At 29.6% G+C, this 18,894-nt stretch carries 19 protein-coding genes and 1 other annotated feature; of the genes, 15 read left to right on the top strand and 4 right to left on the bottom strand.

Translation table 11 applies throughout. The features are described 5' to 3' along the window. Positions 1-92: 92 nt before the first annotated feature. From KQI18_RS13045 to dnaA, 3 genes are all read right to left on the bottom strand, one after another. Entirely contained in the window at positions 93-1,313 is a 1,221-nt protein-coding gene (locus tag KQI18_RS13045) for a homoserine dehydrogenase (RefSeq protein ID WP_216468375.1), read from the bottom strand. A gap of 225 nt (positions 1,314-1,538) precedes the next feature. After that, positions 1,539-1,774: a binding site (T-box leader), on the bottom strand. Positions 1,775-1,834: 60 nt separating this feature from the next. Beyond that, complete coding sequence (gene dnaN / locus KQI18_RS13040) at positions 1,835-2,932, bottom strand: DNA polymerase III subunit beta (protein ID WP_216468374.1); 1,098 nt, start codon at positions 2,930-2,932, stop codon at positions 1,835-1,837. 241 nt (positions 2,933-3,173) lie between these two features. Then, positions 3,174-4,493: a chromosomal replication initiator protein DnaA gene (dnaA, locus tag KQI18_RS13035; RefSeq protein WP_216468373.1), complete on the bottom strand. Its 1,320-nt coding sequence runs from the start codon at positions 4,491-4,493 to the stop codon at positions 3,174-3,176. Positions 4,494-5,074: 581 nt separating this feature from the next. Here dnaA and rpmH point away from each other — a divergent pair. The 12 genes from rpmH (at position 5,075) to KQI18_RS12975 (ending at position 15,361) form a co-directional block, all read left to right on the top strand. Further along, the gene (gene rpmH, locus KQI18_RS13030) at positions 5,075-5,209 is read left to right on the top strand and encodes a 50S ribosomal protein L34 (protein WP_029791683.1); all 135 of its coding nucleotides are present in this window, start codon (positions 5,075-5,077) and stop codon (positions 5,207-5,209) included. 75 nt (positions 5,210-5,284) lie between these two features. Further along, the gene (gene rnpA / locus KQI18_RS13025) at positions 5,285-5,629 is read left to right on the top strand and encodes a ribonuclease P protein component (protein ID WP_216468372.1); all 345 of its coding nucleotides are present in this window, start codon (positions 5,285-5,287) and stop codon (positions 5,627-5,629) included. A gap of 38 nt (positions 5,630-5,667) precedes the next feature. Next, positions 5,668-5,919, top strand: coding sequence for a membrane protein insertion efficiency factor YidD (yidD, locus tag KQI18_RS13020; RefSeq protein WP_216468371.1), 252 nt, complete (start codon positions 5,668-5,670; stop codon positions 5,917-5,919). A gap of 30 nt (positions 5,920-5,949) precedes the next feature. Then, complete coding sequence (locus tag KQI18_RS13015; RefSeq protein ID WP_216468370.1) at positions 5,950-6,657, top strand: YidC/Oxa1 family membrane protein insertase; 708 nt, start codon at positions 5,950-5,952, stop codon at positions 6,655-6,657. Then, positions 6,623-7,327 carry an RNA-binding cell elongation regulator Jag/EloR gene (jag, locus tag KQI18_RS13010; RefSeq protein ID WP_216468369.1) on the top strand — a complete coding sequence of 235 codons (705 nt, stop codon included), beginning with the start codon at positions 6,623-6,625 and terminating at the stop codon, positions 7,325-7,327. The genes KQI18_RS13015 and jag overlap by 35 nt, the downstream gene beginning before the upstream one ends. Positions 7,328-7,437: 110 nt before the next feature. Then, positions 7,438-8,817: a tRNA uridine-5-carboxymethylaminomethyl(34) synthesis GTPase MnmE gene (mnmE, locus tag KQI18_RS13005; RefSeq protein WP_216468368.1), complete on the top strand. Its 1,380-nt coding sequence runs from the start codon at positions 7,438-7,440 to the stop codon at positions 8,815-8,817. A gap of 41 nt (positions 8,818-8,858) precedes the next feature. Beyond that, the gene (mnmG, locus tag KQI18_RS13000) at positions 8,859-10,757 is read left to right on the top strand and encodes a tRNA uridine-5-carboxymethylaminomethyl(34) synthesis enzyme MnmG (RefSeq protein ID WP_216468367.1); all 1,899 of its coding nucleotides are present in this window, start codon (positions 8,859-8,861) and stop codon (positions 10,755-10,757) included. Continuing rightward, the gene (rsmG, locus tag KQI18_RS12995) at positions 10,747-11,466 is read left to right on the top strand and encodes a 16S rRNA (guanine(527)-N(7))-methyltransferase RsmG (protein WP_216468366.1); all 720 of its coding nucleotides are present in this window, start codon (positions 10,747-10,749) and stop codon (positions 11,464-11,466) included. The genes mnmG and rsmG overlap by 11 nt, the downstream gene beginning before the upstream one ends. Positions 11,467-11,613: 147 nt before the next feature. Beyond that, entirely contained in the window at positions 11,614-12,402 is a 789-nt protein-coding gene (gene noc / locus KQI18_RS12990; protein ID WP_216468365.1) for a nucleoid occlusion protein, read from the top strand. A 138-nt stretch (positions 12,403-12,540) separates the two neighbouring features. After that, positions 12,541-13,314 (top strand): ParA family protein, encoded by a 774-nt coding sequence (locus KQI18_RS12985; protein ID WP_216468364.1) that lies wholly within the window; start codon positions 12,541-12,543, stop codon positions 13,312-13,314. Beyond that, positions 13,315-14,184, top strand: a complete 870-nt coding sequence (locus KQI18_RS12980; protein ID WP_216468363.1) for a ParB/RepB/Spo0J family partition protein — start codon at positions 13,315-13,317, stop codon at positions 14,182-14,184. A 31-nt stretch (positions 14,185-14,215) separates the two neighbouring features. Further along, the gene (locus KQI18_RS12975) at positions 14,216-15,361 is read left to right on the top strand and encodes an aminotransferase class V-fold PLP-dependent enzyme (protein ID WP_216468362.1); all 1,146 of its coding nucleotides are present in this window, start codon (positions 14,216-14,218) and stop codon (positions 15,359-15,361) included. Between the two features lie 191 nt (positions 15,362-15,552). On the opposite strand, the gene KQI18_RS12970 is transcribed toward KQI18_RS12975, so the two are convergent. Continuing rightward, a complete protein-coding gene (locus KQI18_RS12970) occupies positions 15,553-16,173 on the bottom strand; it encodes a GerMN domain-containing protein (protein WP_216468361.1) in 621 nt (206 codons plus the stop codon). A gap of 271 nt (positions 16,174-16,444) precedes the next feature. On the opposite strand from KQI18_RS12970, the gene KQI18_RS12965 reads away from it, so the two are divergent. The 3 genes from KQI18_RS12965 to KQI18_RS12955 all read left to right on the top strand — a co-directional run bounded on the left by KQI18_RS12965 (position 16,445) and on the right by KQI18_RS12955 (position 18,838). After that, entirely contained in the window at positions 16,445-17,737 is a 1,293-nt protein-coding gene (locus KQI18_RS12965) for a helix-turn-helix domain-containing protein (protein WP_216468360.1), read from the top strand. A 116-nt stretch (positions 17,738-17,853) separates the two neighbouring features. After that, positions 17,854-18,456 carry a sulfurtransferase-like selenium metabolism protein YedF gene (yedF, locus tag KQI18_RS12960; RefSeq protein WP_216468359.1) on the top strand — a complete coding sequence of 201 codons (603 nt, stop codon included), beginning with the start codon at positions 17,854-17,856 and terminating at the stop codon, positions 18,454-18,456. A gap of 118 nt (positions 18,457-18,574) precedes the next feature. Beyond that, positions 18,575-18,838, top strand: coding sequence for a DUF3343 domain-containing protein (locus KQI18_RS12955; RefSeq protein ID WP_216468358.1), 264 nt, complete (start codon positions 18,575-18,577; stop codon positions 18,836-18,838). Positions 18,839-18,894: the final 56 nt, after the last annotated feature.

Genomic DNA, 18,894 nt, shown 5'->3' with positions numbered 1-18,894 from the left:
AATCGATAAAAGCCTATATTTCATTAAGTTGAGCTTTTACCGATTTTATTATTATACTATACATTTTGTATTTTTTACATTAGTTTCTATTTTTAAACTATTTTTAATAATTTATTATATTTTTCGCAATATCCTTTATCTTGTATTAAGCATAGACTATTGTTTATCTCATATTCTGAGTTCGCATTTACTAAAATTACCAACTCTTTATCGTCATTGTTTAAAATTTCATAGTTAATAAAGCAACTATTAATAATATTGATTATTTCTGTTTTATTGTAGTTTATAAATCTCAAAAGAGCGCCACATCTTTCTTTAATAGTTTGTTTTATAATTATCTTTTCTTTTCCAAATGATTCTATATTTGAGATCCTATTGTCAATAATGTCTACAACATCAGAATATACTGCACTTCCTGTCGCTAAACTACCTGCACCTTTTCCGACAAAAGATACTTCTCCTACAGAATCTCCATTGACAACAACTATGTTGAATTCATTATCAATTCTAGCTAATATATTATCCTTTTCTACCAAAACCGGCCTTACAAAAGCACTTACTTTATCGTTTTCGTATTTACTATAACCAATTAATTTTATCTTGCAGCCTATTTGCTTTGCATATTCTATATCTTTTTCATCAATTGACGTTATACCTTCTAAATAAGTATCTTTCCAGTAAATTTGTTTGTCATAAGCTAAAGTCGATAAAATTGCCAGTTTTCTAGCTGCATCGTATCCTAGAACATCTGAATCGGGATTTGATTCTGCAAAACCTAATTCTTGAGCCTGTTTTAAAGCGACCTCGTAAGATAAATTTTCTTCATACATTTTAGAAAGAATGAAATTTGTTGTTCCGTTTAAAATAGCATTGATACTATTGATCCTGTTACCACCTAAAGATTCAATTATTGATTTTATTATAGGTATTCCTCCTGCAACAGAGGCTTCAAATTTTAAACTTACATTGTTTTTTATTGCTAAGCTTGTCAATTCATAACCTTTTTCTGCCATCAAATCTTTATTAGCTGTAACAACATGTATATTGTTATTTAATGCTCTTTTTATATATTCAAACGTTGGAGCTATATTTCCCATTACTTCTACAAGTATATCTATATTACTGTCAAATACTTCGTCTATACTCTCTGTAACTACATCGTAATATTCCTTATTCCTATGCTTTTCAATATTATTTACTAGTATTTTTGAAATCTCTATATCATTTTTACATTTATTTTTTTCGACTACATCTATAAATCCACTTCCTACGACACCATATCCAAGTAATCCTATTCTTATTTTTTTATTCATAACTACCTCCATAATTTTTTGTATTTTTTATAAATTAATGGAGTAGCTGGTCAGTGCTCTCACCTTATTACTGAATTCAAACATTAAAAATACATATTTGAAAAATATATATTCGATTTTTAAATTATTTATATGCATTTTTAACTCTCCTCTCCAATAATAGTTTTATATAAAAATAGATTTATTACTAAGATTTTAAAATAAAAAAACTCCCATCCTTATAAAAATAAGGACGAGAGTGTATTTCCCGTGGTTCCACCTAATTTAATCTCGATTGTCTCGAAGATTCACTTAATCAACTATAACGTAGTTAACGACTTTTCTTACTAAAATCAAAGGATAACTTCAGAAAGTAGCTCGTAGGTAGTTTTCAATCCCTCTAATTTAAAAGGTCTTTCAGCCGATGAACCTTTCTCTCTAAAAATCGAATTAGATTTACTCTTCCTAGTCATTGCTTTTTTTTATATTGTATTCAATTATAGTTTGCTAAATCATTGTTGTCAATATATATTTTATTTTTTTTATGATACCCTAACTGGTAATAATAAATATGTATAGTCAGTTCCATCAGATGGTTTGATTATACAAGGATTTACATTTGTTGTAAGTTCTATATAAATTTCTTCACTTTCTATGTTCTTAAGACCCTCTATAAAATATCTAGAGTTGAAGGCTATATCTAAATAATCACCGTCTAGTTCAAGTGAAACTTCTTCGTATACATTACCTTTTTCAGTATTTGAAGTGATTGCCATTATTTCATCTCTTATTGATAACTTTATAAGATTATTTTTTTCCGTTTGAGATAAAAGTGATGCTCTTTCTATACTATCTAGAAGATCTCTCGTATTTAATTTTATTTTAGTATTGTATTCCTTAGGAAGAAGTTTTTTGTAATCTATAAAATCTCCTTCTAAAAGCCTAGTTATAATTTTTGTCTCTTTTATCATAAATACTGCATTTTTTTCATTAAAACCAAGTCCTATGCTCTCTTCACTAGTAAGTAAACTATTCACATCAATCAATGTCTTACCAGGTATAATAACTTTTGCATTTTGCATAGTATTTTCAAAATTTGAAGTTCTAACAGCTAGTCTATAACCATCTATAGCAACTAAACTGATATTTCCATCTTGAATTTCTAGTAATTCACCCATTAATATAGGCTTCGTTTGATCTTGAGATATAGCAAAAACTGTTTGTTTGATCATGTTTTTAAGAAGTTCCTGTGGTATGTCACATAAAGCTCCGTCTTCTACATCAGGAAGCTTTGGGAATTCTTTAGCTGGATACCCTTTTATTTTAAATTTAGAATTTACACAATTTATATATATGTTATTTTCATTGTCTGTTTCTAGTTCTACAAGTGAATCAGGTAATTTTCTTATAATATCCCCAAATAATCTTGCATCAACTACAATCTCACCTTCTTCTTGTACTTCTGCCTGTGTATAAGTTTCTATTCCGATCTCTGCATCATAACCAGTTATTTTCAATTGATCATTCTTTGCAATTAATAATATGCCTTTTAGTAGTTCTATAGTGGTCTTACTATTAATAGCTTTTTGAGCAATTCCGATTTTATTAGCTAAAGTTTTTTGATTTATGATTATCTTCATTGTGGATAACCTCCTTTTTCTATAAATATAAAGAATTAAAGTAATAAGATAGTAGTAATAGTAGTAGGCCTTGTTGATTATGTGTATAAGTGTATCGATCATAATAAACGTAAAGATATTAACCTGTGTACTACATGTTAATATCTTTGTTATTTAAAAGTTAGTATTTTGTGTATAATTTTGCGTTAAAAAATTATACACAACTTATCAAGAGGTTGTAAACAATCCGATGTGTATAACCCTACCCCTTTAAATCCGATATTATTTTGTTTATTTTATACTTGATGTCTTCATCTGCCTCTATATCTTTAGACACTTTGTCATATGCGTGTATTACGGTTGTATGATCTCTACCTCCAAATTCCTCTCCAATTTTTGGTAGAGAAAGGTCTGTAAGTTCTCTAGATAGATACATTGCTATCTGTCTTGGATATGCAATAGATCTAGTTCTCTTTTTAGAATTAAAATCTTCCATCTTTATATTGAAAATAGAAGATACTTTTTCTTTAATTCTTGGTATATTTACTTCTTCACTATGGGAATTAGATATAATATCTTTAAGTGCTTCAGTGGCTAGATCCTGAGTAATAAGCCTATTGCTAAGAGATGAGTAGGCTACTACTCTAGTAAGAGCTCCTTCAAGCTCTCTTATATTTGATTTTATATTTTGTGCAATATAAGACATTACTTCATTAGGAACTTCAATTCTTTCCATTTGGGCTTTTTTTCTAAGTATAGCTATACGAGTTTCATAATCTGGAGCTTGTATATCAGTTATAAGCCCCATTTCAAATCTAGATCTCAGTCTATCTTCTAAAGTAGGGATATCTTTTGGAGGTCTATCACTTGAAATTATTATCTGTTTATTTGCCTCATGTAGAGTATTAAATGTATGGAAAAACTCTTCCTGAGTTCTCTCTTTACCAGCTATAAACTGGATATCGTCTATCAATAGAACATCTACATTTCTGTACTTATTTCTAAAATTTTCATTTTTATCATCTTTTATAGAGTTAATAAGTTCATTTGTGAACTTTTCTGATGATACGTATACTACTTTTGAGTCTTTTTTCTGCCCAGCTATATGATGACCTATTGCTTGCATTAAGTGAGTTTTACCTAATCCAACTCCACCGTACAAAAAAAGCGGGTTATAGGCTTTAGCTGGAGATTCTGCAACGGCTACACATGCTGCATGAGCAAATCTATTACTGTTACCAATTACAAATGTATCAAAAGTATACTTGGGATTTAAGTTCGTATAGATTCTTTTAAATTCAGTGTAGTTTTCTTCTGAATTTATATCTTCTATTTCTTTTTCGCTAAGTACAAACTTAATGTTGTATTCTTTTAGAGATACTTGTTTTAGAGTGTCCTGTAATATACTAAGGTACCTATCTTCTAGCATACCTTTATTAAATTCATTTGGAACAAGAAGATATAGATCATTCATTTGTATTTTTAGCGGAACAATGCTTTTAAATAGTGATATATAGCTTGTTGTGCCAATATCACCTTTTATTAATTGCAAAGTTTTATCCCATAAAGAAACTACCTCCATAATATAAACCTCCGTACCGATTTAGTTTTTTCCACAATATATTAACAAAAACAAAGAATATTTTTATATAACGACAATTAATTAAAAATATATGGATAGCTATGTTGATAAATAAATATTATTGTAAAATTTTAAATAATTATAAACAGTTTGTAGATAAAATTATTAACGTTATAAATGTTAGTATAACTATGATATAAATGATAATAATAAAAGTTATTAACAAGTTTATCCACAAATTGTGCATAACTCTGGATAAGTTAGTAAAGTTATCAACTTATCAACAAGTATATTAATAATATCAAAATATATATCAAACTTCAAGAATTTATCCAGAATATTCACAGCCTGTTGATAAATTTATCAACTATTATATTTTCTTCAATATATATATACATTAAAGTAGATATTCCTCTATTCAATTCTATTTAGATGTTTTTTTGTAAATCTTCCAAACTGCTATAAAAACTCGTTGACAAGTAGTTAAAAAGTATTTATAATTGTATGTGTTATATTTACTCTGACGGTAAAGTTATTTTTTTAATAAACGGAAAACAGAATGAGAAAGGCGGTGCTATATAATGAAGAGAACTTATCAACCTAAAAAGAGACAAAGAAAGAAAGAGCATGGTTTCAGAAAAAGAATGAAAACATCTAACGGAAGAAATGTGTTAAAGAGAAGAAGAACTAGAGGTAGAAATAGATTAACTCATTAGTTACAGGAGGCCGCTTATTATAGTGGCCTTTTTGTGTAATTTTACGAGATTTATTTGTGTTTATGGAGGTAAATTATGTATTTTAATTTTACAAACGGTATAAAGAAGGATTCTGATTTTAGAAAGGTATATAAACACGGTAAATCTTTTGCAAATAAATATTTAGTAATATATATACTTGAAAAAAGAACAGAAGAAAGTAGAATTGGAATATCTGTGTCTAAAAAAGTTGGAAATGCCGTTACAAGAAATAAGGTTAGAAGATTAATAAAAGAAGCTTACAGAATAAATATTGACGATAAAATAAAGCCAGGATATGATATAGTATTTATAGCTAGAGTTTCTAGCTCAAATGCTAGTTTTGAAGATATAGATAAATCTGTGAAGTACTTGGTAAAAAAATCAGGAGTATCTAATTAATATACTTTATTTATAGGTATATAAAAGGAGGTAATATTTTGAATAAATTAGTTTACTTTTTAAAGGGGATTGGCGCTTACTTAGCGAAATTCTGTATATATATAGTAAGGTTTTATCAAAAATATATTTCTCCGCTTAAAGGTCCAACTTGTAGATTTTATCCAACGTGTTCACAATATTCGATAGATGCATTTAAGAAGTATGGGTTATTAAAAGGTATGTATTTGTCAATAAGGAGAATCTTAAAATGTCATCCATTTCATCCAGGAGGATACGATCCTGTGAAGTAAAATAGGCATTATAATTTGGGAGGTTTAATTTTGAATTTTATAGGAGAATTATTAGGGCAAATTTTAAGAGTAATATTTGAATTTGTTCAGCATTACGGATTATCTATAATTATATTTACTGTAATTATAAAGTTAATTCTATTACCACTAACAGTTAAACAAACAAAATCAACGCAGGCTATGCAAGAAATACAGCCTCGCATTAAGGAAATACAAGAAAAGTATAAGAATAAACCAGAAAAACAAAATCAAGAAATTCAAAAGCTATACTCTGAATCTAAAATAAACCCACTTGCAGGATGTTTACCTCTTTTGGTGCAAATGCCTATAATCATAGGGCTGTTTTGGGTACTAAAAGATCCAGTTAAGTACGGTGTTTTTGATACGCAAGCAGCTTTTAAATTAGCTGATACAGGGATTTTATGGATAAAAACTTTAACAAAGCCGGACTATATAATGGCTATTTTTTCTGGGGTTAGTGCATATATAATGCAAAAAATCACAACTCCTACTGATCAATTAGAAGGTTCTATGAAATACATGACTTATGTAATGACTGGGTTCTCATTTTATTGGGGATTTATTTTTCCAGCAGGACTTACACTTTATTGGACAGTAAGTAACTTATTCTCAGCAGCACAACACTTGTTGATAGTTGGTCCATTAAAAAGAAGACTTGCTAATGCTAAGGAGGATACAATCAATGATACAAAGCCTAGAAATAAAAAGCAAAAGTAAAGAAGATGCTATATCTAAAGCTTTAACAAAATTTAATGCGAAAAGAGAAGATATAGAAGTAGAAGTTATTGAAAATCCAAGTAAAGGCTTCTTAGGTTTAATTGGAGCTAAAGATGGAGTTTTTAAGATTACTTTAGTAGAAAAATCTGAACAAGCAAAAGTAAAATCAGTTGCTGATACAGAGGGAGAAGTAGCTGTATCGGGAGTTGAAAAGAAATCTGAAATTGAAATTTCAAAGAATTTTGTTGAAGGAATTTTAAAAAATTCTAATATCGACGCAGAAGTTAAAGTAGTTCAGGAAGGTAATCTTATAAAGATTGATATTGTTGGGAAAGAAGCTTCTAGCTTAATAGGTAGAAGAGGAGAAACGTTGGATTCTATCCAGCTTTTAACTGGACTAGCTTTAAATAAGATAAATAAAGACTCTAAGATGAGAGTTCTTATAGACATTGGCAACTATAGAAAGAAGAGAAAAGAGTCTCTAGTAAGATATGCTAATAAAGTTGCTAGAGAAGTAGCTAAAACTAAAAAAACAAAGAAATTGGATTATATGAATCCTTATGAGAGAAGAATAATACACTCAGCTTTGCAAAATGATAAGTATGTTATAACTTATAGCGAGGGAACAGATCCATATAGAAGATTAGTTATAGAGTGTAAAGAGCAATAGTTTAAGGTAGCCTCCTATGTGATAGGGGGTTTTATTTTTTAAATTTATTATATATAATATTTAGGGTTATAATAAGAAATAACAAGTTGAATAAATGAGAGGTGATATCCTTGTATATAGATGATACAATAGTTGCGATAGCAACGGCACCAGGTGAAGGTGGTATAGGAATACTAAGAATTAGTGGAGAAAAATCCCTAGTAATTGCAGAGAGTATTTTCAAATCTGTTTCAGGAAAGGAAATTAGCGAGTATAATAATAGATCTTTGATTTACGGAAATATTGTAGACGATGGAAAGATTATAGATGAAGTCCTTTTAGCATATATGAAAGGTCCTAAATCATATACAGCAGAGGATGTTATTGAGATAAATTGCCATGGTGGCTTTATATCAGTAAAGAAAATTTTAGAGCTTATACTGTCTAAAGATGTAAGACTTGCAGAGCCGGGAGAATTTACTAAAAGAGCCTTTTTAAACGGAAGAATAGATTTATCTCAAGCTGAAGCAGTAATAGACGTAATAAATGCCAAGACGAGTAAATCTCATGAGGTAGCTCAGGAGCAATTGGAAGGTACTCTATCGATTAAAATAAGAAGTTTAAGAGATAAGGTGACTGAATTATTAGCTCATGTTACAGTGGCAATAGATTACCCAGAGGAAGATATTGAGTTTATTACTTACAATACTCTTAAAGAAAAGACAGAAGAACTAGAAAAAGAAATTAAAAAGCTTTATGATTCTTCAGAAAGTGGAAAGATATTTAGAGAAGGACTTAAAACTGTAATAGTAGGTAAACCAAATGTCGGAAAATCTTCTTTATTAAACTTAATTTTAGGAGAAAAAAGAGCAATTGTAACAGATATACCAGGAACAACAAGAGATGTTATAGAGGAGTTTGTAAATATAAGAGGGATTCCAATAAAAATAGTTGATACTGCTGGAATTAGAGAAACTGAAGATGTAGTTGAAAAAATTGGTGTAGAAAAATCTAGAGAATCTCTTATAAACGCAGATCTAGTTATTATGGTTTTAGATTATTCTGAAAAACTTACTGATGAAGATTTAGAAATCCTTGAAAGCATTGATAAGAACAAGACAATTGTTTTATTAAACAAAACAGATCTTAAAAAACAAATTGAAGAAGAAAAAATAAGTAATTATGTAGAAAATAATAGTATAATAGAGATAAGTGCATTAAAACAAGAAGGCATAGAAAAATTAGAAAATAAAATAGAAAATTTAGTGTATAAAGGAGATGTCAAAAATTCTTCAGAGATTGTCATAAGTAACACTAGACATAGAGACGCTTTGGCCAAAGCTCATAAATCTGTTATGGATGCGCTAGATGCAATTTATCAAAAGATGCCACTTGATTTTATAGAGGTAGATCTTAAAAATATATGGGATTACCTTGGCTATATAAATGGAGATACGGTCACAGAAGATTTACTAGATAATATATTCAATAATTTCTGCATTGGGAAATAAATTTGTTTTTCATGGAACTAGTATAATGAAAGGAGCCATAAATGAAAAGATATAGAGCAGGAGAATACGACTTTGTAGTAGTTGGAGCTGGACATGCTGGCTGTGAAGCAGCACTAGCTACAGCAAGAATGGGTTACAAAACTTTATTGGTAACAATGTCTTTAGACTCGATTGCATTACTTGCCTGTAATCCATCAATAGGAGGAACGGGTAAGGGTCAGTTAGTAAAAGAGATAGATGCACTCGGTGGAGAAATGGGTGTAAATATAGATAAGACTTTTATACAAAGCAGAATGTTAAATACAGCTAAAGGTCCAGCTGTTCATTCACTTAGAACACAGGCAGATAAGTTTAAGTATCACGAGGAAATGAAAAAGACACTTGAAAATGAGCCTAATATAGATTTAGTTATGGATGAAGTTATAGATATTATATCTGAAGGCAATATCGTAAAAGGTGTGGTTACAAAACTAGGTTGCGAATATTATGCAAAAGCAGTAATACTTGCGACAGGTGTTTATTTAAATTCAATGATACACATTGGAGAAGTTTCATATAATGAAGGACCACATGCTTTAGGTTATGCTAAGAGTTTAACTGAAAGTCTGGATAAGCTTGGTCTTAGAATGAGAAGATTTAAAACTGGAACTCCAGCAAGGGTACACAGAGACAGCATAGATTTCTCTGTTATGCAAATGCAAGAAGGAGACGAAAAGATAACTCCTTTTTCTTTTATGAATGATAACTTAGAAATTAAGCAAGAGCCATGTTTTTTAACTAGAACTACAGAAGATACTAAAGAAGTAATAATGAACAATTTAAATAGATCAGCTATGTATAGTGGCGAAATTGATAGTACAGGAGCTAGATATTGCCCTTCGATAGAGGATAAAGTAGTTAGATTTAATGATAAATCATCCCACCAGTTATTTATAGAACCAGAAGGTATAAATACTAAGGAGATGTATGTTCAAGGAATATCGACAAGTTTACCTTACGAAGTACAAGTAGAGATGTATAGAACTATAAAAGGCTTCGAAAATTGCAAGATAATGAGGCCTGCATATGCTATAGAATATGACTGTGTAGATCCTACTCAACTTAAAATTAATCTAGAGATAAAAGGTGTAGAAAATCTGTTTAGTGCCGGACAATTTAACGGTACATCAGGTTACGAAGAAGCTGCATCACAAGGGTTAATGGCCGGTATTAATGCAGTTAGAAAAATAGAAGGTAAAGAACCTTTTATTCTTGATAGATCAGAAGCCTATATAGGGGTTTTATTAGATGATCTAGTTACTAAAGGAACAAATGAGCCTTATAGAATTATGACGTCTAGAGCTGAGTATAGGTTGTACTTAAGACAAGACAATGCTGATATGAGACTAACAGAAAAAGGATATGAAGCTGGACTAGTGACTGATGAGAGATATCAAAGATTTTTAAATAAAAAAGAACAAGTAAAACAAGAATTTGATAGATTAAAGACAGATAGAGTTACTCCAAAAGAAGTAAACGATCAATTGGAAAAATTAAACGCTTCTCCTATTAAAGTTGGAATATCTTTGTATGAGTTCTTAAAAAGACCAGAAGTAAATTATGAGCTTATTGAAAGAATAGGTAAAGGTCCAAGTTACGATGTTTCCAATGAAGTAAAAAATCAATGTGAAGTAATGACTAAATACGAAGGATATATTGATAAGCAACTTAAACAGATAGATCAATTTAAAAAACTAGAAAATAAAAAATTAAATGAAGACTTAGACTATTCTTCTATTGATGGATTAAAAATAGAAGCTAGACAAAAACTAGATGAGATAAAACCTATATCAATAGGACAAGCATCTCGTATATCAGGAGTTTCTCCTGCAGATATATCTGTACTTCTAATATATTTAGAGCAGATGAAAAAGTCTAAAGGAGGAAATAATGAACAATAGAGATTTATTGAAATCTGGTCTTAAAGAGTTTGGAATAAATACTGATGATAGCATGTTAGATAAGTTTAGCAACTATAGAGAAATACTAGTTGAGTGGAATCAAAAAATGAATTTAACTGGGATAGAAGAAGAAAAAGAAGTGTATATAAAACACTTCTTGGATTCTATTTCTGCTGTAAAAAATGGGTATATAAAAGATGGTATATCTATTATTGATGTTGGAACTGGTGCTGGATTTCCTGGTTTACCTTTAAAGATCTGTTTAAATGATATTGAGTTGACGTTGCTTGACTCTCTAAATAAAAGAATAAACTTTCTTCAAACAGTTGGGGAAGAGCTAGAACTGAAATATATAAAGTATATACATGGAAGAGCAGAAGACTTTGGTAAAAATGTCGATTACAGAGAACAATACGATGTTGCAACAGCAAGGGCAGTTGCAGGACTACCTGTTTTATTAGAGCTTTGTGTACCATTCATAAAGGTTGGAGGATATTTTATATGTTTAAAAGGTCCAAATGCGGACCTAGAATTAGAAGAATCAAAAAATGCTATGAGGGTGTTAGGGGTAGAATTTGTAGAAAAAATAGACATAATTTTACCAGAAATTGATTTAAGTCATAATATATTAGTTTTTGAAAAAAAGAAAAATACACCATCTAAATACCCAAGAAAAGCTGGAAAACCATCAAAAAATCCTATATTATAGTATATAATGAGCAATATTACTCTGATATTTCCTAGGAAATATTTTAATTTATTATAAATAGATAAAAAATAGAGGTTTTATTAAAGTTGATGAAGAAATTAACTTTATATACTAAATTATATTTATATCTAATAAGAGAGGTATGTTATGGAAGAAAAAAGAGTTATAGAGATAGCTGTAGTTAATATAGTACCAAATCCATATCAGCCGAGAAAGGTTTTTTCACAAGTTTCATTGGAGGAATTGAGTAATTCTATAAAGGCGTATGGAATACTTCAACCAATAACAGTTCGAGCAAAAGATGATAAATATGAATTGATTGCAGGTGAAAGAAGATACAGAGCTGCAAAGCTTGCGGGCTTAGAAACTATTCCGGCTATTGTCAACAACATGGATGATGAATCATCTGCAGTTTTAGCTTTATTAGAAAATCTGCAGAGGGAAGACCTAAATTTTATTGAGGAATCTATAGGTTATGATAATTTAATAAGGGAGCATCAGTTTACTCAACAACAGTTAGCTGAAAAGTTGGGTAAAAACCAATCGACCATAGCCAACAAGCTAAGAATATTAAAATTGCCGAATGAAATAAAATCCAGCTTGATAGAAAATAACCTGACTGAAAGACATGCAAGAGCGTTTCTAAAGTTACCTAACGAAGAACTGATGTTACAGGTATTAGATAAAGTAATAAAAAACGAACTAACAGTTAAGAAAACAGAGAAGTTAATTAAAGACATCCTAGAAGATCTAAACAATAATGGTAAAGAGCAAGATAAAAAACAGAATATAAAGGGTGCGATGAGTATAAGAATATACCTAAATACTTTAAAGCAAGCCTTTGATGCTATAACTAATACAGGTATTGAAGCTAAATATAATGAGATAGATAAGGGAGATTATATGGAGGTCGTTGTTAAGATCCCTAAAAAATAGAGATTACTGTGTTCAGTAGTCTTTTTTTATTATAAATTATCATCATATGTATTTATGGTAAAGTATTTATAATGAAAAATATAGTTTATACTATTAAGCATTAATGGATAATCAAAAGCAAATAGAGAGGTGAATCCCATGGGAAAAGTTATTGCTGTTTTTAACCAAAAAGGCGGCGTTGGAAAAACCACTACAAATGTAAATTTAAGCGCAAGTATTGCACAAATGGGCAAAAAAGTACTTGTTCTCGACTTAGATCCGCAAGGTAATACTACTAGTGGATATGGAATTGATAAAAATGAAGTCGAAAATACAATATACGAAGTAATGTTAGATGGTGTCGACTTAAAAGAGGCTATAATAACAACAGAATTTGAAAATGTAGATGTAGTAGCATCAGCAACGGAATTAGCAGGTGCGGAAATAGAGCTTTCAAAAATTGATGAAAGAGAATTTATACTAAAAAAAGCTTTATCTGGTGTTAAAGATAATTATGATTACATATTTATAGATTGTCCTCCTTCACTTGGGATGTTAACTATTAACTCACTTACTGCAGTAAATAGTGTACTTATACCGATACAGTGTGAGTATTATGCACTTGAAGGGGTAAGTCAACTTATGGAGACAATAAAACTAGTAAAATCAAGATTAAATCCTAATTTAGAAATACAAGGCGTTGTACTTAGTATGTTTGATGGTAGAGCAAATCTATCAATACAAGTAGTAGAAGAGGTTAAAAAATACTTTAAAGGTAGCGTATATACTAGCTTAATTCCTAGAAATGTAAGACTAGCCGAAGCACCAAGTCACGGAAAGCCAGCTATTTATTATGATAGCAGATGTAAAGGTTCTTTAGCTTATCAAGAACTTGCTGAAGAGTTTATATTTTTAGAGGAGGATGAGATATAGATGGAGAAGAAGACAAAGAGAACAAATAGACTCGGTAGAGGTCTTAGTGCTCTAATACCTGAAATAAATGAGGAAATAAATCAAAAAGATATAGTTAATATTGACATAGATAAGATATATCCTAATAGTTCTCAGCCAAGAAAGGTTTTTGATCAAGATAAAATAGAAATTCTAAGTGAATCTATAAAAAATCATGGAGTATTACAACCTATAGTATTAAAGCCTGATAATGATAATAAATATATGATAATAGCAGGAGAAAGAAGATATAGAGCTTCAAAACTTGCAAAAAAGAAAGATATACCAGCAGTAGTAAAAGATATACCTATGAAAAGCGTAATGGAAATAGCGTTAATCGAAAACCTTCAAAGAGAAAATTTAAACTCTATTGAAGAGGCAGTAGCTTATAAAGGTTTAATTGATAATTACAATGTTACTCAAGAGGAGATATCAGAAGCAGTCGGTAAAAGTAGACCTCATATTACAAATACACTAAGATTACTAAATCTTTGTGAAGAAGTAAGGGATATGATAGATGTTGGAAAAATCACAGCGGGGCATGGTAAGGCCCTTCTAAAAATCACAGATAAAGAAGTGCAAATCAAATTAGCGCAGAGAATAGTTGATGAAGAATTATCTGTAAGAGAAATTGAAGCTATAGCAAAAAAAATATGTGAAGGTAAAGAAGTTGAAGCTCCCCAAAAATCAAAAGAAGAAAAAGATATGTTTATCGTAGATGTAGAAGATAAACTTATGAATGTATTTGGAACAAAAGTAAATATATCTAGAGGTAAAAGAAAAGGTAAAATAGAGATAGAGTACTACAATGACGAGGATTTAAATAATATAATTTCAATGATTATAGAGTAGTAATAAATTCATATAACTGGAGGAATTAGAGATGATTTATTTTGACAATGCAGCAACTACATATCCAAAACCTGAAGAGGTATACGATGCAGTTTATGATTGTATGAAAAATTACTGTGCAAATCCAGGCAGAGCAGGCCACAAATTAGCTATGAAATCTGCTAGAAAAATTTACGATGCTAGAGAAAATCTTGCAAAACTTTTCAATGTAGATAATCCGATGACAATAGTATTTACTCATAATGCTACAGATTCACTAAATTTAGCAATAAAAGGAGTCTTAAAAAAGGGAGATCATGTAATTACTACTAGTATGGAACACAACTCTGTAATAAGACCTATAAAAGCGCTTGAAAGCAAAGGAGTAGAAAATACAGTAGTTGATTGTGATAAAGATGGTTTTTTAAATCCAGAAGACGTAGAAAAAGCAATTAAAGAAAATACTAAGCTAATAGTAACTACTCACGCTTCAAATGTGTGTGGAACATTGGTAGATATAAAATCTGTAGGTGGTATAGCTAAAAAACATGGTATTTTGTATTTAGTAGATGCATCTCAAACGGCTGGTGTTTATAATATAGATGTAAAAGATATGAACATAGATATGTTGGCAATGCCAGGGCATAAATGTCTTTTTGGACCACAGGGGACAGGGGTTCTTTATGTAAGAGAAGATCTTAAGTTAGATATATTAAAAGAGGGTGGTACAGGAAGTAAATCAGAAGAGCTAACTCAGCCAGAATTATTTCCCGATAAATATGAATCAGGAACACATAATACACCAGGCATAGTAGGATTAAATGAAGGTGTTAAATTTGTTCTAGATAAAGGTATAGAAAAAATAAGAGTGCATGAAGAAGAGTTGTGTCAATACATGCTAGATAAATTAAAAGAAATTGAAAATATAGAAATATACGGTCCTGAAGACAGTAAAAAAAGAGCAGCGGTTATAGCAATAAATATTGGAAACATGGATTCAGGAGAAGTAACTTTTATACTAGATGATGAGTTTGATATAGCCACAAGATCTGGAATTCACTGTTCACCACTAGCTCATACTACGCTTGGAACACTAGGACAAGGTGCTGTTAGATTTAGTATAGGTTATTTTAATACAACATATGATATAGATAAAGCAATAAAAGCTTTGAAAAAGATATCTGAGAATAGAGAGTAAGTTCTTTAAATAATTTTAGATTTCTTGTATCTCAATTATTTTGTAGTAATGATAAAATCGGAAAAGTTAACTGAAATGATAAAAAGGCGATAGGAAATGGTTGCGTAAATCTAGCCCAAGTTGATTGCGATCTCACGACCAAATTCCATCGCCTTTATTTCTTTCCAACTGTTTAATGTATAGTCAATATATTATAAATAGTCATTTTCCTCTAGTGCTATATGGCCACTTTCGTAGTTTTTACCATCTACTGTAAGTTTTATTTTGCTAACACCAAGATTTTCTTTAAATGTTTTAGCTACTGCATCTAATGTAAGTGTCTCTGCATCACTGCCAAGATTACTGTTCATAAAGCTTGAACTTACGTCTAAGAAACCTACTGTTGACCCTTCAACATCTTTCTTTTCAAATGAATTAAGGCTTGAACTAGGGATTACCTTTTGATTTATTAGCTCCTTGTATAGAGAGCTCGCATCCACAGAAGATAATTTTACATCATTTTTAACTAGAGAGCCATTGTCTAGATCAATAGAGAATACCGATGCGTTAGTTTCCTCTTTTTTATTGTTTGTAGTCTTGTCTCCACTGTCTTTTGAGACTGTAGTATCTTTACTAGTATCTTTATCTTTAGAATCATCATTAGTTGCATCATTATCTTCAGAATCTTTATCGTCTGAAGCAGGTTCTTCTACACTTTTATTATTGTTGTTATCTGTTTGATTGCTTTCAGATTTGTTATTATTGCTACATCCGAATGCGAATACTGCAACTGATAGTATACTTAATATTAATAGAATTTTCTTTTTTAACATATCTAAACACCTCTTTCTTTTTATCTATTATACCATAAACTTATAATTTGTATAATATAATACAAAAATGGAACTAAAGTGTAATTTGTATATATGTATACAAATTATCATATTAAGAAAATGTAACTATTGGAATCAGATTTATTTGTAAAAAATTTTTTATAATGATAAAAATATGTAAAAATTACAATATTATCAAATTAAGTAGTGTTTTAAAATAATATAAGTTATAATTATATTATAAATGACGTCTTCAAGAGGTGATAATAATATGGAAATATTGAGTCTTGGTGAAAAAATAAAAAAACTTAGAAAAGAAAAAAATATGACATTAAAGGAACTTGCAGGTGATAGAATAACTGCTGCTCAAATAAGTCATATAGAAAGAGACAAATCTCACACAAGTTATGATTTACTTGAATATCTGAGTGAAAAGTTAGGCGTTAGTGTTGAATACTTACTTGAAAACAAAGAAATACAATCCAAAAAACTAACAGATAACTTGATTCTAAAAATCGAAATTTACATAAACACAGATAAACTATATGAAGCAGAAGAAACGATAAATAAAACTTTAGAAATATGCAAAAAGTATGATTTAGTTGAAAATTACGGTAGATGTAGCTTTTTGTTAGCCAATATAAGATTAAAACAAGGTCAGTTTGATTCATCAGTTGTAAACTTTGAGAAAGCTTTATATTTCTTTATAAGAAAAAATGACACGATTAGTATATTTAACTGTTATTTGAATATAGGTAAGGTATACATGAAACAAAAGCTGTACAGCGTTGCAATTACGCATTTTAAATTTGCTGAAGAAATTATAGGTGAGAATGAATTTGAGGATTTTAATGCATATAAGGATTTATACAGCAACATGGCTTTATGTTTTATAAAAATAAATAAGCCTGATAAATCTTTATATTATGTAGAAAAAGTAAACGAGTTAGATTGCAAAAATGGTGTAGAAAGTGAAGTTGAAATTTTAGTTTTAAAGGCCAATAACTTATTTAAGTTAGGCAAGTTAGAAGAATCTATGGTATTATTTAGAAAGGCATTGAAATTATTAGATAGTGATAACAATAAGAATATACTTGCAGATGTTTATCTAAATATTTCTGATGTGTACTCATATACAGGAAACGTGGATAAAGTAATTGAGTATTCCAAAAAGGCATACGATATAAAAACAGATTCTTGTGATGATCATATGATGGAAGGTCTGTTTAAAATTATTGATGCATATATACAAAAAGGTGATTTTTCAATCGCTAAAAAATATTGTAAGCTAGCTTTAGCTTCTTCTATTAAAAATAAGGATAAAATAAGTGAATATAAAGTACTTAAAAAATATTCTGATATTTGTAGAGAACAAGGAGAATCAAATTTATCTGTAGAATACTTAACTAAGAGCATAGAAATAGTGTCTATTTTGGGAGATAAAAAGGTTCTGGCGGGAATGTATATAGATTTAGGTAGAATATACTCAGATATATCAAAAGATAAAGAGCTAGAATATTATCAAAAAGGATTAGATATGTATAAAGATCTCGAAATTATATAGTAAAGATACATCTATATATGTATAGATACAATCTATAACACTAAAGTTATATATATGATACTATTATTATGTATAGATATAATGAAATTTAACTTTAATATAGAGGAGATTTTAATATGAGAGTAGAAGTAGACGCTAGAGGTTTAGCATGCCCTAAACCAGTTATACATACAAAAAAAGAGCTAGAAAAAATAAGCGATGGAGTTGTAGTTACGACTGTTGATAATAAGATGGCGAAGGAAAACTTACTAAAATTAGCTAAATCTTTAAACTTAGAGTCAAATATAGTTAAAGATGAAGAAGAGCTTATAACTATAGAAATTGTTAAAAATGGAGAAATATGTGAAATAGCAGATGCTATAGTAGAAGAAAAGGATGATCTAGAAAATAGATGTATCTTTATCACAAAAGATAAAATGGGTTCAGGAAATGATGAATTAGGTGAAGTACTTATAAAAGGGTTTGTTTATACCCTAACTGAGACAAAACCTTATCCAAAGAGCATACTATTAGTGAATGGTGGAATCAAGCTAAGTACAGTAAATGAAGATACAGTAGGAAACCTTAAGATTCTCGAGGAAGCAGGAGTAGAAGTTTTATCATGCGGAACTTGTCTTGATTACTATGATTTAAAGGACGAGCTCAAGGTAGGAACAGTCACAAATATGTATAGTATAGTTGAATCTCTAAAGAATTCTTCAAACACTATAACAATATAATTTTAGAAAAGTTAGTTTATAATAGGCAGTATTTCGCCTTTAGTATATAGTTATAAAAAAGTTGAATAAATTATAATAAAAATACAAGAACAATATAGATATCAGAAAGGAATTCGATATGAAGGAAATGTATATCGTGTCCTTTAATTCAACTCATCATGCTATAAGATCAGAAAAATTATTAAAAGAGCACGAAGTTGCTATTACAATGTTGCCCACACCAAGAGAAATTTCCGCTAGTTGTGGGCTTTCCGTTAGATTTTCAAAAGATGATCTAGAAAAGATTACAAAGATACTTAAAGACAATGAGATTGATTTTAAAGGTGTTTATCATATAGATAAAAATAAAGAAGGAAATAAAGAAGTTAATCAAATAGTATAGGTTAAGGTTAGCGTAATATGATAGTAACTTGTCAAATTACTTAAAACTATTATGGG

The sequence above is a fragment of the Metaclostridioides mangenotii genome (assembly GCF_018917235.1).
Taxonomy (GTDB): Bacteria; Bacillota; Clostridia; order Peptostreptococcales; family Peptostreptococcaceae; genus Metaclostridioides.
Note: the sequence above shows the minus strand (reverse complement) of the source record. Positions and strands in the feature narration are given on the sequence as shown.

Bases quoted from the DNA above. Each gene is read 5' to 3' on its own strand.
- dnaN (WP_216468374.1), bottom strand. From the start codon at position 2,932: ATGAAGATAATCATAAATCAAAAAACTTTAGCTAATAAAATCGGAATT.
- noc (WP_216468365.1), top strand. From the start codon at position 11,614: ATGGAAGAAAAAAGAGTTATAGAGATAGCTGTAGTTAATATAGTACCA.
- rsmG (WP_216468366.1), top strand. From the start codon at position 10,747: ATGAACAATAGAGATTTATTGAAATCTGGTCTTAAAGAGTTTGGAATA.
- mnmG (WP_216468367.1), top strand. From the start codon at position 8,859: ATGAAAAGATATAGAGCAGGAGAATACGACTTTGTAGTAGTTGGAGCT.
- jag (WP_216468369.1), top strand. From the start codon at position 6,623: ATGATACAAAGCCTAGAAATAAAAAGCAAAAGTAAAGAAGATGCTATA.
- KQI18_RS12980 (WP_216468363.1), top strand. From the start codon at position 13,315: ATGGAGAAGAAGACAAAGAGAACAAATAGACTCGGTAGAGGTCTTAGT.
- KQI18_RS12970 (WP_216468361.1), bottom strand. From the start codon at position 16,173: ATGTTAAAAAAGAAAATTCTATTAATATTAAGTATACTATCAGTTGCA.
- rnpA (WP_216468372.1), top strand. From the start codon at position 5,285: ATGTATTTTAATTTTACAAACGGTATAAAGAAGGATTCTGATTTTAGA.
- KQI18_RS13045 (WP_216468375.1), bottom strand. From the start codon at position 1,313: ATGAATAAAAAAATAAGAATAGGATTACTTGGATATGGTGTCGTAGGA.
- dnaA (WP_216468373.1), bottom strand. From the start codon at position 4,493: ATGGAGGTAGTTTCTTTATGGGATAAAACTTTGCAATTAATAAAAGGT.
- KQI18_RS12955 (WP_216468358.1), top strand. From the start codon at position 18,575: ATGAAGGAAATGTATATCGTGTCCTTTAATTCAACTCATCATGCTATA.
- yedF (WP_216468359.1), top strand. From the start codon at position 17,854: ATGAGAGTAGAAGTAGACGCTAGAGGTTTAGCATGCCCTAAACCAGTT.
- KQI18_RS12965 (WP_216468360.1), top strand. From the start codon at position 16,445: ATGGAAATATTGAGTCTTGGTGAAAAAATAAAAAAACTTAGAAAAGAA.
- rpmH (WP_029791683.1), top strand. From the start codon at position 5,075: ATGAAGAGAACTTATCAACCTAAAAAGAGACAAAGAAAGAAAGAGCAT.
- KQI18_RS12975 (WP_216468362.1), top strand. From the start codon at position 14,216: ATGATTTATTTTGACAATGCAGCAACTACATATCCAAAACCTGAAGAG.
- KQI18_RS12985 (WP_216468364.1), top strand. From the start codon at position 12,541: ATGGGAAAAGTTATTGCTGTTTTTAACCAAAAAGGCGGCGTTGGAAAA.